At 75.3% G+C, this 16,761-nt stretch carries 3 protein-coding genes; all 3 read right to left on the bottom strand.

The window, feature by feature from the left end; genetic code table 11:
* Positions 1-2: 2 nt before the first annotated feature.
* Positions 3-212 carry an MbtH family protein gene (locus tag OIE51_RS02115; protein ID WP_326595045.1) on the bottom strand — a complete coding sequence of 70 codons (210 nt, stop codon included), beginning with the start codon at positions 210-212 and terminating at the stop codon, positions 3-5.
* Positions 213-311: 99 nt separating this feature from the next.
* On the bottom strand, positions 312-4,253 hold the full coding sequence (locus OIE51_RS02110; protein WP_326595044.1) for an amino acid adenylation domain-containing protein: 3,942 nt from the start codon (positions 4,251-4,253) through the stop codon (positions 312-314).
* On the bottom strand, positions 4,250-16,693 hold the full coding sequence (locus tag OIE51_RS02105) for an amino acid adenylation domain-containing protein (RefSeq protein WP_442811844.1): 12,444 nt from the start codon (positions 16,691-16,693) through the stop codon (positions 4,250-4,252). The genes OIE51_RS02110 and OIE51_RS02105 overlap by 4 nt, the downstream gene beginning before the upstream one ends.
* Positions 16,694-16,761: the final 68 nt, after the last annotated feature.

Here is a 16,761-nt window from a genome sequence, read left to right as displayed (position 1 = left end):
GGTCAGTCGGCCGCGCGGCTGGTCAGGCTCCTGGGCCGCATGTCGGTCCAGTGCCGCTCGATGTAGTCCAGGCACTCCTGGCGGCCGTCCTCCTCGTGCACCACCGTCCAGCCGTCGGGCACGGCGGCGAAGGCGGGCCACAGGGAGTACTGCTCCTCCGCGTTCCGCAGCACGAGGTAGCGGGCGTCGTCGTCCTCGAAGGGGTTGGCCATGGGGTCTCGTCCTCTCAGTCGGGTGGTTCGATCGGGCTGTTCGTCGGGCTGTTCGGCCGGTCGGCGGTCGGCGGTCGGGCTCCCGGGCCGGGTCCGGTATCAGGAGCTGCGGTCCAGGGCGGCGCGGACCACGGAAGCGATCCGGGCGAGTTCGGCCGGGCGGGTCATGTGCCCGTGGGTGGTCCCGATGTCGTGGACATCGATCCGGCCGGTGACATACGGCCGCCAGGCGTGCGGATCGGGCGCGCCCTCGGGCCGCCCGAGGGTCGCGCGGAACAGCAGCAGGTCGCCGTCGTACGGCACCGGGCGGTGCTCCCGCGCGGCGCGGGCACTGGCGGGCAGGACGGCGGCGATGGCCGCCAGCTCGCGTTCCGACAGGTCCGCGGTCCCCGAGGCGCGCAGCAGCCGGGCGGCGCGGGCGGCGTCCAGCGGGCCGTCCCCGGCGGGGGGCGGCGCGATGCCGAAGTACTCGGTGAACAGGAACCGCAGGATCTCCGAACCGTCCACCGGCTCCGCCGCGGGCAGCTCCTCGGGCGGGTAGGCGTCCAGCAGGGCCAGCAGCGCCACCCGTTCGCCGTCGTCCCGCAGCCCGGCCGCGACGGCGTGGGCGAGCTGCCCGCCGAAGGACCAGCCGAGCAGGTGGTACGGGCCGGTGGGCTGGACCGCGCGGATCCGGGCGCGGTACTCGGCGGCGAGCTCCTCGACGCCGGCGGCCACCCGGTCGGGGTCGGTCAGGCCGGGCGCCTGGAGGGCGTATACCGGCCGGTCGGTGGGGAGATGGCGCAGCAGCCCGGCGTAGCACCAGCCGAAGCCGCCCGCCGGATGGACGCAGAACAGCGGCGCCCGGGAGCCGGTGGACCGCAGCGGCAGCAGCACGGACCAGGCGTCGCGGGCGGCGCCGAAGCCGAGGCGGGCGGCCAGTCCGGCGGGGGTCGGGGCGTCGAACAGGGCCCGGAGGGTGACATCGGCGCCGAGCACCGAGCGGATCCGGGCGATGAGCCGGGTGGCCAGCAGGGAGTGGCCGCCGAGCGAGAAGAAGTCGTCGTCGGCACCGACCCCCGGCACGCCCAGGACGTCCGCGAACAGCTCGCACAGCACCTGCTCGTCCGGATTCCCCGGCGGTGCCTGGCCGTGGGCGGCGGCGTCCGGCGCGGGCAACGCACGGCGGTTGACCTTGCCGTTGGGGGTGCGCGGCAGCGCGTCCAGCACCACGACGGCGCCGGGCACCATCGGTGCGGGCAGCCGGTCCGCCGCGTGGCGGCGCAGCGTGGCCGCGTCCGGCACGCGGTCGGCGGCCGGCACCGCGTAGGCCACCAACTCCTGTCCGCCCTCCGGCCGTTCACGGGCGGCGACGGCCGCCTCCCGGACATCGGGGTGGTCCAGCAGCACGGCCTCCACCTCCCCCGGCTCGACGCGGACCCCGCGCACCTTCACCTGGTCGTCCGAGCGGCCGAGGAAGGTGAGGCTGCCGTCCGGGCGCCACGCGACGAGATCCCCGGTGCGGTACATCCGCTCGCCCGGCGCGCCGAACGGGTCGGCGACGAACCGCCCGGCGGTGATCCCGGGCCGACCCGCGTAGCCGCGGCCCACCCCCGCGCCCCCGTAGTACAGCTCGCCGGGCACGCCCTGGGGCACCGGCCGCAGCGCGGAGTCCAGCACATAGGCGCGGGTGTTCCACAGCGGTCGGCCGATCGACCGGTCCCGCTCGTCGCACTCGGCGTACAGGCTCTCGCTGCTGGCCTCGGTGCAGCCGCAGAAGTTGACCAGCCGGGCCCGCGGGCAGATCCGCGCCAGCCGGCCCGGCAGGTCGTCCGGCATGGGCTCGCCGCTGCTGAGGACCAGTCGGAGCGAGGCCAGCCGCCCGGCGGGGCCGCCGCCCGCGTCCTCCTCCTCGCGCAGCAGGGCCTGGAGCAGGCTCGGCACGGCGGTGAGCACCCTGGTGCCGCTCTTGTGCACCAGGTCGGCGAGCGCGGCCGGGGATCCGGCGGTGGTCGCGTCCGCCAGCACGACCCGGCCGCCGTGCGCGAGGGTCTCCAGCACCTCCACGGTCCCGTCGATGAAGCTCACCGAACTCTTCGCGCACACTGGGTCGTTGTCCTCGAACGGATAGAGCTCCGCGAACCACGCCAGGCGGTTCACCAGCCCGCCCTGCGTGCCGACGACGCCTTTCGGGCGGCCGGTGGAGCCCGAGGTGTAGATCACGGACACCGCGGAGGCCCCGGTGACCGCGCCGCGCAGGTCGCCGGGGCGCGGATCGCGGGCCGGCCGTATCGCCAGCCGTTCCAGCGTGGACGGCTCGTCCAGGACCAGCGGAGGCCGGGCGGGCTCGGCGGACAGGGCGGACAGGGCGGGCTCGGCCGCCTGGTCGGTGAGGACGAGCACCGGGCGGGCGTCATCCAGCATGGCCGCGACGCGCTCCGGCGGGTAGGCGGGATCGACCGGCAGATAGGCGGCGCCGGACTTGAGGATGGCCAGCAGCCCCACGACCATGGCGACCGACCGGCTCGCGGCCAGGGCGACCACCCGCTCCGGCCCGGCCCCCTCGCTGATCAGCAGCCAGGCGAGGCGGTTGGCGCGCGCGTTCAGCTCCTCGTAGCCGATCTCCAGGTCACCGGAGACCAGCGCCACCGCGTCGGGGCGGGCGCGGGCGGACGTCTGGAGCAGCTCGGCCACGGTGACCGGCGGCACGTCGCGGCGAGTGTCGTTCCACTCGGCCAGCAGGCGGTGGCGCTCGGCCGGGGGCATCGGGTCGAGGGACGCGACGGACCGTTCCGGGTCGCCGGCCAGGGCCGTCAGGACCTCGACGCAGCCCGCGAGGATCGCGCGCGCCGCCTCCTCGCCGATCGCCTCCGGCTGATGGTCCAGCCGCAGGTGAAGACGCGCGCCGGGGACGGCGGCCAGCATCAGCGGATAGTGGGTGGCGTCCTCACCCGCCGCGCCGGTGACCCGCAGCGCCCGGGCGGTGGGGGTGGCGGCGCCGGCCGGGTAGTTCTCGAAGACCACCACCGTGTCGAAGAGCCCGTCCAGGCCGGCCGCCTTGTGGATCTCCGCCAGCGGCAGGTGGTGGTGCGGGGCCAGGGCGAGGTGCCGGTCGCCGGCCTGGGCCGCCACGGTCCACAGCGCGGCGCCGGGCGCGAGCCGGAGGCGGACCGGGACCGTGTTGATGAACAGGCCCACCATGCTGTCCACGCCCGGCAGTTCGGGCGGCCGGCCGGCCACCACCGTGCCGAACACGACATCGTCGCGGCCGGTCAGCCGCCCCAGCACCACGGCCCAGGCCGCCTGCACGAGGTTGCTGAGCGTCAGCCCCCGGGACCGGGCGGTCTCGGTGAGCGACCGGGTCAGGTCATCGCTCAGCTCGGCGGTCAGCTTCCGGGGCGGCACCGGGCGGCCGGGCGGGGCCGGGACCGCCCGGGTGGCTTCGTCCAGGCCGCCCAGCTCCGCGCGCCAGGCCGCGCGGGCGGCGTCGGCGTCCTGCGCGGCCACCCACGCCAGATACTCCCGGTAGGGGGTGGCGCCGGGCAGGACCGACGGGTCGCCGTCCGCGTCGTACAGGGCGAACAGCTCCCGCACGAGCACGGGCGTGGACCAGCCGTCCAGCAGGATGTGATGGTTCGTCAGCACCAGCCGGTGTCGTTCGCGGCCGAGCCGCAGCAGCGCCATGCGGAGCAGCGGGGGCGTGGCCATGTCGAAGCGCCGGGCCCGGTCGCCGGCGAGGAAACGCGACACCTCCGCCGCGCGGTCGGACGGCGGCAGGCCGGAGAAGTCCAGCTCCGACCAGGGCAGTTCGACGTGCCGGGGCAGGACCTGGACGGGCTGGTCGAGGCCGTCCAGCCAGAACGCCGCGCCGAGCTGCGGATGCCGGTCCAGCAGCGCCTGGCCGGCCCGGCGCAGCGCGGCGGCGTCCAGCGGGCCGTCGAGATCGAGGGTGAGCTGCGTGACGTACACGTCGGGCCCGTCGCCGTCGTAGAGGCTGTGGAAGAACAGCCCCTCCTGCAACGGGGCCAGCGGCAGCACGTCGGTGAGTCCGGACGGGTTCATCGCGGTGACCTCCACACTGCTTCGAGTCGGTCGATCTGTTCCTGGGTGAGGCTGACCAGCGGCAGGTCGGACGGGGTCCGCCCGCCCGCCGCCGCGCCGAGTCCGGCGAGCCGTTCCACGGCGGCGACCCACGTGTCGGCGAGCGTCCGCACGTCGTCCTGGGCCAGCAGCGCGCCCGGCCACGTCCACGCCGCGCGCAGCACCGGCCCCCCGGCGCGGTCCTCGGCCACCACGTTCAGCGCCACGGCGTGCGGCACGGGCAGGCCGGGGTCGGCGCCGCCGCCGAAGGCGCCGGGCTCCGGGGCGACGCCCCAGCCGTTGGCGGGGCCGGTGTCGCTGCCGGCCGGGAGCCGGCCGAGGTAGTTGAAGCCGACGCGCGGCACGGCCGGCCCCGACAGGGCGGGCGCCGTCGCCGGGTTGAGGTGGCGCAGCAGCCCGTAGCCGATCCCGTCGCCGGGGACCGCCCGCGCCTGCTCCTTGATCCGCTTCACCGCCTCGCCGAGGGCCGGACCGCCGCGCAGCGCGTCCCCCGGATCGAGGCCCGCCAGGTCGAGCCGGACCGGGTGGGCGCTGGTGAACCAGCCCACCGTGCGGGAGACGTCGGTGCCGGGCAGGTCGGCGCGGCCGTGGCCCTCGATCTCGACCAGCAGGCCGTCGCCGGGCGCGACGCCCCGGCCCTGCCGCCAGCGGGCCACCGCCAGGGCCAGCGCCGTCAGCAGCAGATCGTCGGCCCCGCAGTGGAACGCGGCGGCGACCGATGTCAGCAGCGCGCCCGTGGCCCCGGCCGCGACGACGGACTCGCGGTGCCGCGTGGTGGACGTCAGATCTCGCGTCGCGACCGGCTCCAGCCCGGGGGCGGGCAGACCGGGGTCCGCCACGATCCGCCGCCAGGCGGCCAGTTCGGCCACCCGCCGGGGGCTCGTGGCCTCGGCGGCCAGCGCCCGTGACCAGCCGCGGAAGGAGGTGACCACGGGCGGCAGCGCCGGATCGCGCCCGGCCTCGGCGGCGGACGCCGCCTCGGCCAGATCCTCCAGCAGGATCCGCCAGGAGACGCCGTCGACCGCGAGATGGTGAACGGCCAGCAGCAGCCGACCGGGCTCACCGGCCCCCGCGTCGAACCAGACGGCCGCCACCATCCGCCCCGCGTCGGGCGCCAGCGCGCGCACCGCGTGCCGGGACTCCGCCGCCAGAACGCGCTCCCGCCCCTCGGCGCTCAGGCCCCCGAACTCCACCCGGCGCAGCAGCTCACCGGCCCGCACCGACCCCGGCGGGGGGACGGTCAGGGTCCAGCCACCGCCGGACGTGGGCGCGCGGCGCATCCGCAGGGCGTCGTGATGGTCGATCAGGCTCCGCAGGACGGTGGCGACCGTCTCCCGGGAGAGGCCGGCCGGCACCCGGAGCAGCAGGGACTGGTGGAACGCCTCAGTGGGGCCGCCGAGTTCGCGCAGCCAGTGCATCACCGGGGTGAGCGTCACCTCGCCGGTGCCGTCGTCCGGCACCGCCGTCGCGGCCGGCCCGGCCGCGACGGCGACGGCGGCCAGCTGGGCCACCGTACGGTGCCGGAAGATGTCGCGCGGGGTCAGGGCGAGCCCCGCCGCGCGGGCCCGGCCGCAGACCTGGATCGCGGTGATGCTGTCGCCGCCCAGCTCGAAGAAGTCGTCGTCCACGCCGACGTCCCGCACCCCGAGGGTGTCGCGGAGGGTGTCGCGCAGCGCCGTCTCCAGCGGGCCGCGCGGCGCGCGGGCCGCCGTCCGGGCGGCGGGCTCCGGCGCGGGCAGCGCCGCACGGTCGAGCTTGCCGTTCGGGGACAGCGGCAGGCTCGGCAGGGTGACGAACATGCCGGGCACCATGTAGTCCGGCAGCGTCCTGGCGGCGAAGCCGCGCAGCGCCGCCGGATCGAGCGCGGCGCCGTCGCCGCCCCGCGCGGGCACCACGTAGCCGATCAGCCGCTGGTTGCGCGGGCCGGGCCGCGCGGCCACCGCCGCCTGGGCGACGGCCGGGTGCAGCGCGAGCGTCGTCTCGATCTCGCCCAGCTCGATCCGGTAGCCGCGGATCTTCACCTGTTCGTCGGCGCGGCCCACGAACTCCAGGCTTCCGTCCCGCCGGCGCCGGGCCAGGTCCCCGGTCCGGTACATCCGCTCGCCCGGCGCGCCGAACGGGTCGGCGACGAACCGCTCGGCGGTGGTCACGGGCCGCCCCCGGTAGCCGCGCGCGAGGCCCGCTCCGGCGAGGTAGACCTCCGCCACCACCCCCGGCGGCACCGGCATCAGCCGCTCGTCCAGCAGGTGCGCCCGCACGTTGCGGATCGGGACGCCGATGGGCGGCGTGCCCGAGCCGGTCAGCGGAGCGGTGACGGTGGCCGACACCGTGGTCTCGGTCGGACCGTACGAGTTGAGCATCCGGCAGCGCGGCGCCCACCGTTCCACCAGGTGTGGCGGGCACGCCTCGCCGACGACGAACAGGGTGGTGTCCGGCAGCAGCGCGTCGTCCGGCAGGATCGCCAGCACGGACGGCGGGATCGCCAGGTGCGTCACCTTGTGCCCGGTCACCAGGCCGAGCAGGTCCTCGGCGGCGTTCCAGGCGCCGGTGGGGTGCATGACGACGGTGCCGCCGGCCAGCAGCGTGACGCCGATCTCCCAGAAGGCGCCGTCGAAGCTGGGCGAGGCGAACTGGAGCACCCGGCTGCCCGGCCCGACGCCGCCCAGCTCGGCGCCGGAGGCGGCGACCAGGTTGGCCACCGCGCGGTGCGGCACCTCCACCCCCTTGGGCCGCCCGGTCGAGCCGGAGGTGTAGATGAGATAGGCGGGGTGTTCCGGGTGGAGCGGCGCGCGTCGGGCCGCGTCGTCCAGGTTCCCGTCGCCGGCGCGGCGCAGCGCGCCGACCGTCTCCTCGGTGCCCAGCGCCAGCACCGGCCGGCCGTCGAGCGCCGATCCTCCCTCCGGCGGGGCGTCGGTGACGACCAGCACCGGCCGGGCGTCGTCCAGCATGTGCGTGACGCGCGGGGCCGGGTAGTCCGGGTCCACGGGAAGGTGGACCGCGCCCGCCTTGAGGACGGCCAGCAGCGCCTCGGCCAGCCGTGGCCCGCGCGGCAGATGGACGGCGACGACGGCTTCCGGCCCGGCGCCCCGGGCCACCAGCAGCCGGGCCAGGCGGTTGGCCGCCGCGTTCAGCTCCGCGTAGGTGAGCTGCGCCTCGCCCGCCGTCACGGCCACCGTGTGCCCCGCCTCGCGGACCCTCGCCTCGAACAGCGCGGCGGCCGTCGCCAGCGGAGCGGGCCCGTGGTGCGCGGCTCGGTCCGGCAGGCGCCGTTCGTCCTCGGTGAGGATGTCCAGCGCGCCCACCGGCGTGTCCGGCCGGTCCGCCGCGCGGCGCAGGAGCAGCAGCAGCCGTGCGGTGAGCGTCTCGGCGGTCGCCGCGTCGAAGAGGTCGGTGCTGTACTCCACGCTGCCCTGGACGCCGTCGGCGACCAGGTCCCCGACGACACGCTCGCTGAACCCGAAGGTCAGGTCGAACCGGGCGGCCCCCGTCCCGACCGGGCGCGGACTCACCCGCAGGCCCGGCAGGTCGACCGGGGTGTGGGCGTTGTTGTCCAGCGCGATCATGACCTGGAACAGCGGATTGTGGGACATCGAGCGCTCCGCCCCCGCCACGTCCACGAGGTGGTCGAAGGGGAGGTCTTGGTGGGTGTAGGCGGTGAGGTTGGTGGTGCGGACGCGGGTGAGGAGTTGGCGGAAGGTGGGGTTGCCGGTGGTGTGGGTGCGCAGGACGAGGGTGTTGACGAAGAAGCCGATGAGGTGGTCGAGGTGGTCGTCGGTGCGTCCGGCGATGGGGGTGCCGAGGGGGATGTCGGTGCCTGCGCCGTGTCGGGTGAGGAGGGTGGCGAGTGCGGCTTGGAGGGTCATGAAGAGGGTGGTGCCGGTTTGGCGGGCGAGGTCGAGGAGTGCTTGGTGGAGGTCGGGGGGGATGGTGAAGGTGTGGGTGGCGCCCTGGTAGGTGCTGGTGGCGGGGCGTGGCCGGTCGGTGGGCAGGTCCAGTACGTCCGGCAGCCCCGCCAACGCCTCACGCCAGTACGCGGTCTGGGCGTGGGCCACGGTGCCGGGCCGCGCCGCGTCACCGAGGAGCTCGCGCTGCCACAGCGCGTAGTCGGTGTAGGTGACGGGCAGCGGGGGCCAGTCGGGGGCGTGGCCTTGGACGCGGGCGGTGTAGGCGTCGGTGAGGTCGCCGAGCAGGGGGCGCAGTGACCAGCCGTCGCCCGCGATGTGGTGCATCAGCAGCAGAAGCGTCCACTGCTCCTGCCCGTCCTTCCCGGTGCTGAACAGCGTGACTCGCAGGGGCGGTTCGGCCCCCAGATCGAACGGATGGCGCGCCGCGTCCGCGAGCTCCGCCTCCAACCGGTCCGCCTCGACGGCGTGTTCGCGTGGCGTGACCAGCCCCGGCGCGGCCGGGTGGATGATCTGCCGCGGCTCGCCGTCCCGTTCCCCGATGGTGGTGCGCAGCGGCTCGTGCCGGGCCACGAGGTCGTCCAGCGCGGCCCGGAGCGCGCGGCGGTCCAGGCTTCCCTCCATCCGCAGCGCGAGCGGAACGTTGTAGGTGGGGCTGGGGCCTTCGAGGCGGGACAGGAACCACAGCCGCCGCTGGGCCGACGACAGGGGAATGGCGTCGGGGCGTTCGCGCGGGGCGAGCGCGGGGCGGCGGCGGTCCTCGGCCGCGTGCAGCCGCTGGGCGAGCCGGGCCGGGGTCGGCGCGTCGAACAACGCCTGGATCGGCAGCTCGACGTCGAGGAGCGCGCGGAGCCGGCTGGTGACCCGGGTGGCCAGCAGTGAGTGGCCGCCCAGCTCGAAGAAGTGGTCGTCGACGCCGACGCGGGCGGTGCCCAGGACCTCCGCGAAGACCCGGCAGACGATCTCCTCCTGGGGCGAGCGCGGGTCCCGGCCGCCACCGGACACCGTCGCCCCGGGCACGGGCAGCGCCCGCCGGTCCACCTTCCCGTTCGGCGTGAGCGGCAGCGCGTCCAGCACCATGAACACGCCCGGCACCATGAACGCCGGGAGCAGCCCCTTGAGATGGGCGCGGAGTTCGCCCGTCAGCGCGGCGTTCCGGGGTGGCGCGGCCGGGCTGTTCGTCAGCGTGCCGGTCACGGGCGCCTCCCGGTGTGTCCCGGACAGCGCCCGCCCGGCCGCCCGGTCGGCGTCCACGAACAGCACGTCCAGCTCGGTTCCGGTCCGGTCCGCCGCCCACGTCACAGCGGTCTCGAACCCCAGCCGGTCACCGAGAGCGGTGAAGTCCTCCGGGTCCGGTGCCCGCGCCGCCCGAGGCGGTGTCCGCCACAGGTCGGAGGCGGCCCGCGCGTTGGGCACGCCGGTCAGCCGCAGCGCGGCCGGTCGTGGCCCGGCGGTCAGCCGCGCGGCCAGGCCGTCGAGGCCGGTCACCTCGGCGCCCCAGCGCAGGCGGGGCGCGTCGCCGACGGTGAGCAGCGGCCCGGTCGGCTTCTTGCGCAGCACCACCTCGTAGCGGTAGCGGGTGAGTTCGTTGTGCGACCGGCCGCGCTTGAGCCGTATGTCGGCCCCGCCGAGGTCCTCGGCCTCCCGGGCGAAGGCCGTGAACAGCGCCGGATCCACGAGCAGTTCGCGCTCCGACGCGGCGGCCAGCGCGGCGGCCCGGCTCACGTGCCCGTCCGTGGCGTCCGGCCCCAGCCGGGCGGCCTCGGCCGCCTCGTACAGTCCCCGGGCGGAGCGCAGGTCCCGGATGTCCCCGAGGAACAGGGCGCCGCCCGGGGCCAGCAGCCGCACCGCCTTGCGCAGCACGTCGAGGAGATAGGACTCGCTCGGGAAGTACTGCACGACGGAGTTGAGCACGATGGTGTCGAAGTGCCCCTCGGGCAGGGCGTCGACCGCGTCGGCGGCGAGCGCCCGCAGCTCGACCCGCGCCGCCGTCTCGGGGCGGGTGGCGAGCCGGGCCCGGAGCGTCTCGATCGCCTCGGACGACACATCGGTGCCCCAGTAGCTCGCGCACTCGCCGACCAGCGGGGCGAGCAGCAGGCCGCTGCCGACGCCGATCTCCAGCAGACGCCGGGGCCGCAGGGCGCGGATCGCCGCGACGGCCGCGTCCCGCCACTCCCGCATGTCGTCCAGCGGAATGGGCCGCCCGTCGTAGGCGCTCTGCCAGCCGGAGAAGTCCTCGCCGAGCGCGGCTCCCGAGTCGTCCCCGTACTGGGTGCGGAACACCGAACGCCAGGCGTCCAGGCGCTCCCGCTCGGCGTCGTTCCCGGAGGCGGCTCCGGCGGTACCCGGCACCACGTACGCCGTCAGCCGTCCGTCCCCGGTCTCGTCCCGGTGCACCGCCACCGCCGCGTCCGCCACGGCCGGGTGCCCGGCCAGCACGGCCTCGATCTCGCCGGGCTCGATGCGGTGGCCGCGTACCTTGACCTGGTCGTCGGCGCGTCCGGCGAAGACGAGTCGCCCGTCGGGGGTCCAGCGGACCAGGTCGCCGGTCCGGTACATCCGCTCGCCCGGCGCCCCGAAGGGGCAGGCCACGAACCGCTGGGCCGTCAGCCCCGCCCGGCCAAGATAGCCGCGCGCCAGAGCCGGCCCGCTCACGTACAACTCGCCCGCGACGCCAGGCGGCACCGGCATCAGCCGCTCGTCCAGGACGTATACGCGGGTGCCCGGCAGCGGCCGACCGATGGGCGGGGCGCCGTCCCCGGCGTGGAGCGGCTCGCTCGCCGTCGCGCACACGGTGGTCTCGGTCGGCCCGTAGGCGTTGACCATGGCGCGTCCGGCCGACCACCGCCGGACCAGATCGGGCGCGCACGCCTCGCCGGCGACCACGAGCGAGACCACGGACGGCAGTGGGCGGTCCTCCAGGGCGCGCAGCGCGGACGGCGGCAGCGTCGCGTGGGTGACGCCGAACTCCTCGGTCAGCGCGGCCAGCGGCTCGCCCGGCAGCAGCCGGTCAGCGGGCGCCACCACCAGGGCCGCCCCGGTCAGCAGCGCCATCACGGTCTCCCAGAACGCGGCGTCGAAGCTCGGCGAGGCGAACTGGAGGACCCGGCTGCCCGGACCCGCGCCGAGCCGCTCCGCGTGGAAGGCCGCCAGGGCGGCCACACCCGTGTGAGTCACCACGACGCCCTTGGGCCGCCCGGTGGACCCGGAGGTGTAGATCACGTACGCGGCGCGCTCCGGCTCGCCGGTCGCCGGCGGGGCCGTATCCGGCTCGGCCGCGAGGGCGGCCGACACGGCGGGATCGTCCAGGAGCAGGACGGGAACGTCCCCGGCGTCCGTGGTCCGGCGCGGATCGGCGGCGCTGTCGGTCACGAGCAGCGCGGGCCGGGCGTCGCGCAGCAGGTAGGCGACGCGCGCCGCCGGATAGCCGGGGTCGACCGGCACATAGGCGGCACCGGACTTGAGGACGGCCAGCGTCGTCACGATCAGCTCGGGGCCGCGTGGCAGCGCCAGCGCCACCCGGTCCTCCGGCGCGACGCCGCGCGCACGCAGCAGCCGCGCCAGCCGGTTCGCCCGCGCGTCCAGCTCCGCGTACGTCAGCTCGCCGCCGGGGAAGAGCAGCGCCGGAGCGTCCGGCGCCGCCGCGACCCGCCGCGCGAACAGCGCCGGAACGTCGGCCCGCGCCACCGGGGCGCCGGTGTCGTTCCACGAATCGAGCATCCGGTGTCGCCGCTCGCCCGTCACCAGCTCCATGTCGCCGATCGGCAGGTCGGTGTGGGCGGCGCAGGAGCGCAGCAGCACCTCCAGCAGCTCGACCGTGCGCGCGACGGTCGCCGGATCGAAGAGGTCCGTCGCGTACTCGACATAGCCCTCCAGGCCGTCCGGCGCCCCCTCGGCGTCGAAGGTCTCGTTGAGGCTGAGGGAGTAGTCGAACTTGGACACGCCCGGAACGGTCGGCACCGGCCGGATGTCGAGCCCCGGCACGGAGTAGTCGGCGGCCGGGGCGTTCTGGAGCACGACCAGGACCTGGAAGAGGGGCTGGCGGGAGAGGGAGCGTTCGGGATTGACGGCCTCCACCAGGTGCTCGAAGGGCAGGTCCTGGTGGGCGTAGGCGGTGAGATCGGTGGTGCGGACACGGGTGAGAAGGCCGCGGAAGGTCGGATTGCCCGTGGTGTCGGTGCGCAGGACGAGGGTGTTGACGAAGAAGCCGATGAGGTGGTCGAGATGGTCGTCGGTACGTCCGGCGATCGCGGTGCCCAGCGGAATGTCGGTGCCGGCGCCGAGCCGGGTCAGCAGCGCGGCGAGCGCCGCCTGCAGCACCATGAACAGCGTGACCCCGGTCTCCCGGGCCAGGTCCAGCAGCGCCCGGTGCAGGGAGGCGTCCAGCGACACCCAGTGCACGTCGCCCCGGAAGCTGGTCACCGCCGGGCGCGGCCGGTCGATGGGGAGCGGGAGCTGTCCGGGGATTCCGGCCAGCGCCTCCCGCCAGTACGCGGTCTGAGCGTGCGCCAGGCTCTCCGGATCGGCGTCGTCGCCGAGGAGTTCGCGCTGCCAGAGCGCGTAGTCGGTGTAGGTGACGGGGAGTGGGGGCCAGGTGGGGGTGTGGCCTTGGAGGCGGGCGGTGTAGGCGTCGGTGAGGTCGCCGAGCAGGGGGCGTAGTGACCAGCCGTCGCCCGCGATGTGGTGGACCAGGAGCAGGAGTGTCCACTGTTCCTGTCCGTTCTTCCTGGTGGTGAAGAGTGTGGCGCGCAGGGGTGGTTCGGTGCCGAGGTCGAAGGGGTGGCGTACGGCTTGGGCCAGTTCGGTGTCGAGGTCGTTGTGGTGGGTGGTGCGGTGTCGCAGTGTGATGAGTTGGGGGGTGGCGGGGTGGATGTTCTGTCGTGGTTCGCCGTCCTGTTCCCCGATGGTGGTGCGTAGGGGTTCGTGCCGGGTGACGACGTCGTTGAGCGCGTTTTCCAGGGCTGTTGTGTTCAGGTCGCCGGTGATGCGCAGGGCGAGGGGGATGTTGTAGGTGGGGCTGGGGCCTTCGAGGCGGAAGAGGAACCACAGCCGCCGTTGCGCGAAGGACAGCGGCACGACCTCCGGCCGCTCCCGCCGCTCGACGGGAGGCCGCCGGTGGCCCTGTGCGGTCTCCAGCCGGCGCGCGAGCCGGGCCGGGGTCGGCGCGTCGAACAGCGCCTGGATCGGCACATCCGTGTCGAGCAGCGCCCGCAGCCTGCTGACCACGCGGGTCGCCAGCAGCGAATGCCCGCCCAGCTCGAAGAAGTGGTCGTCGACGCCGACGCGCGGAGCGCCCAGCACCTCGGCGAACACCTGGCAGACGATCTCCTCGCGCGGCGAACGGGCCTCCCGCCCCGCGCCGGTCACCGTCGCGCCCGGCGCGGGCAGCGCCCGCCGGTCCACCTTCCCGTTCGGCGTCAGCGGCAGCGCGTCCAGCACCACGAACGCCCCCGGCACCATGAACGCGGGCAGCCGTTCGGCCAACCGCCCGCGCAGCCGCTCCGGGACCGGCCGGGTGCCGTCCTCGGCCGGCACCACATAGGCCACCAGCCTGCGGCCGAGCGCCGGATCGTCCACCACGGTGACGGCGGCCTGCGAGACGCTCGGATCGTCGGTCAGCGCCGCCTGGATCTCGCCGGGCTCGATGCGGTGGCCGCGTACCTTGACCTGGTCGTCGGCGCGTCCGGCGAAGACGAGTCGCCCGTCGGGGGTCCAGCGGACCAGGTCGCCGGTCCGGTACATCCGCTCGCCCGGGGCCCCGAAGGGGCAGGCCACGAACCGCTGGGCCGTCAGCCCCGGCCGCCCGACGTAGCCACGGGCGACGCCCCGCCCCGCGATGTACAGCTCACCGACGACGTTCGGGGGCACCGGGCGCAGCGCGTCGTCCAGCACGAAGCAGCGGTCCCCGTCCAGCGCCCGGCCGATCGGCACCGTCTCCTCGCGCACCGCGCCGGGCGTGCGCAGCGGGTGGCACACGGCGAACGTGGTGGTCTCGGTCGGCCCGTAGGCGTGGACCACGGTGGTGTCCGGGCAGAGCTCCAACGCCCGGCGGACGGCCCCGGGGGCGACGAACTCGCCGCCGAACCAAACCTCTTGAACGGTGGCGAGGCACTGCGGCCGGGTCTCGACCAGGTGGTTGAAGAGCGCGGTGGTGAGGAACACCGCGGTGACGCCCCGTCGGACGAGGGTGTCGGCCAGAGCCGACGTGTCCAGGGCACCGGCGGGGGCCAGCACCGCTTCGCCGCCGCGCAGCAGCGGCACCCACATCTCGTAGGTGGAGGCGTCGAAGGCGAAGGGCGAGTGCACCAGCACCCGTTCGTGCGCGGACGACCGCCACCGCCGGTCGTCCACCAGCGCGAGGATGTTGGCGTGGGTCACGCCGATGCCCTTCGGCCGGCCGGTGGAGCCGGAGGTGTACATGACGTACGCCAGCTCCGCCGGATCCCCGGCGTGCGGTGCGTCGTCGGCCGCCTCCTCCGCGCCGCCGGACCGGTCCGTCCGCAGCACGGGGACACCCGGCGGGCACAGCCCCGCCACCGGCTCGCGGTCGGTGACGAGCGCGGCGGCGCCCGTCTCCGTCAGGACCTGCCGCATGCGCGCCACCGGGTCCGCCGGATTCAGCGGCACGTACGCCGCTCCGGCGCGCAGCACGGCCAGCGTCGCCGCGGGCAGGTCGGCCGACCGGTCCAGGAGCACGGCGACCCGGTCGCCGGGCCGCACCCCGAGACCGCGCAGCCGCGAGGTCAACGACCCGGCACGGGCCGCGAGTTCGCGGTACGTGACGGCCGCGCCGGTCGGCTCCCGGACCGCGACCGCGTCCGGGGCGCGCGCGGCCCGCTCGGCGAACCGTTCGTGGACGGTGGCCGGTTGTCGCCCGGCGCGGGCGTCGGGCCCGGCGCCGTTCCAGTCGACGGTCAGCCGGCGCAGCTCCGCGTCGTCGAGGACCGCGATCCGGTCCAGGGGCTGTCCCGGGTCCTCCGTGACCGACCGGAGCAGCCGCACGAGCCGCGCCGCCAGCGCCTCGGCGGTCGCCGCGTCGAAGAGGTCGGTCGCGTACTCCAGGGAGCCCGTCATGCCGCCCGCGCCCGGCCGCCCGGCCGCGTTCTCGTCCTCGTCGAAGCTCAGCGTCAGATCGAAGCGGGACACCCGGGCGCTGACGACGTGGGGACGGATGTCCAGCCCCGGCACGCGGATGTCGGCCGGGGGATTGTTGTTCAGCGCGATCATGACCTGGAAGAGGGGCTGGCGGGAGAGGGAGCGTTCGGGATTCAGGGCCTCCACGAGGTGGTCGAAGGGGAGGTCTTGGTGGGTGTAGGCGGTGAGGTTGGTGGTGCGGACGCGGGTGAGGAGTTGGCGGAAGGTGGGGTTGCCGGTGGTGTGGGTGCGCAGGACGAGGGTGTTGACGAAGAAGCCGATGAGGTGGTCGAGGTGGTCGTCGGTGCGTCCGGCGATGGGGGTGCCGAGGGGGATGTCGGTGCCTGCGCCGTGTCGGGTGAGGAGGGTGGCGAGTGCGGCTTGGAGGGTCATGAAGAGGGTGGTGCCGGTTTGGCGGGCGAGGTCGAGGAGTGCTTGGTGGAGGTCGGGGGGGATGGTGAAGGTGTGGGTGGCGCCCTGGTAGGTGCTGGTGGCGGGGCGTGGCCGGTCGGTGGGCAGGTCCAGTACGTCCGGCAGCCCCGCCAACGCCTCACGCCAGTACGCCAGATCGTCTTCCGCCCCGCCCTCGTCGAGGAGTTCGCGCTGCCGCAGCGCGTAGTCGGTGTAGGTGACGGGGAGTGGGGGCCAGGTGGGGGTGTGGCCTTGGAGGCGGGCGGTGTAGGCGTCGGTGAGGTCGCTGAGGAGGGGGCGTAGTGACCAGCCGTCGCCCGCGATGTGGTGCATCAGGAGCAGGAGTGTCCACTGTTCCTGTCCGTTCTTCCTGGTGGTGAAGAGTGTGGCGCGCAGGGGTGGTTCGGTGCCGAGGTCGAAGGGGTGGCGTACGGCTTGGGCCAGTTCGGTGTCGAGGTCGTTGTGGTGGGTGGTGCGGTGTCGCAGTGTGATGAGTTGGGGGTGGCGGGGTGGATGTTCTGTCGTGGTTCGCCGTCCTGTTCCCCGATGGTGGTGCGTAGGGGTTCGTGCCGGGTGACGACGTCGTTGAGCGCGTTTTCCAGGGCTGTTGTGTTCAGGTCGCCGGTGATGCGCAGGGCGAGGGGGATGTTGTAGGTGGGGCTGGGGCCTTCGAGGCGGAAGAGGAACCACAGCCGCCGTTGCGCGAAGGAGAGCGGCACGACCTCCGGCCGCTCCCGCCGTGGCTCGGTGGGCGGCAGCGCGGCGTCCAGCCGGGCGGCCAGGCCGCCCGGCGTCGGCGCGTCGAAGAGGTCCGCCACCGTGAGGTCGCCGCCCACGGCGGCCCGAATCCGGACCAGCAGCCGGGTCGCCAGCAGCGAATGCCCGCCCAGCTCGAAGAAGTCGTCCCCGACACCCACCCCGGGCACGCCCAGCACGTCCGCGAACAGCCCGCACAGCAGCTCCTCGCGCTCGGTGCGCGGGGCACCGGAGCCGGCGCCCGTCGCGGGGAGGGCCGGGGCGGG

Source organism: Streptomyces sp. NBC_01803 (assembly GCF_035917415.1).
In the GTDB taxonomy this organism is placed as follows: domain Bacteria; phylum Actinomycetota; class Actinomycetes; order Streptomycetales; family Streptomycetaceae; genus Streptomyces.
Note: the sequence above shows the minus strand (reverse complement) of the source record. Positions and strands in the feature narration are given on the sequence as shown.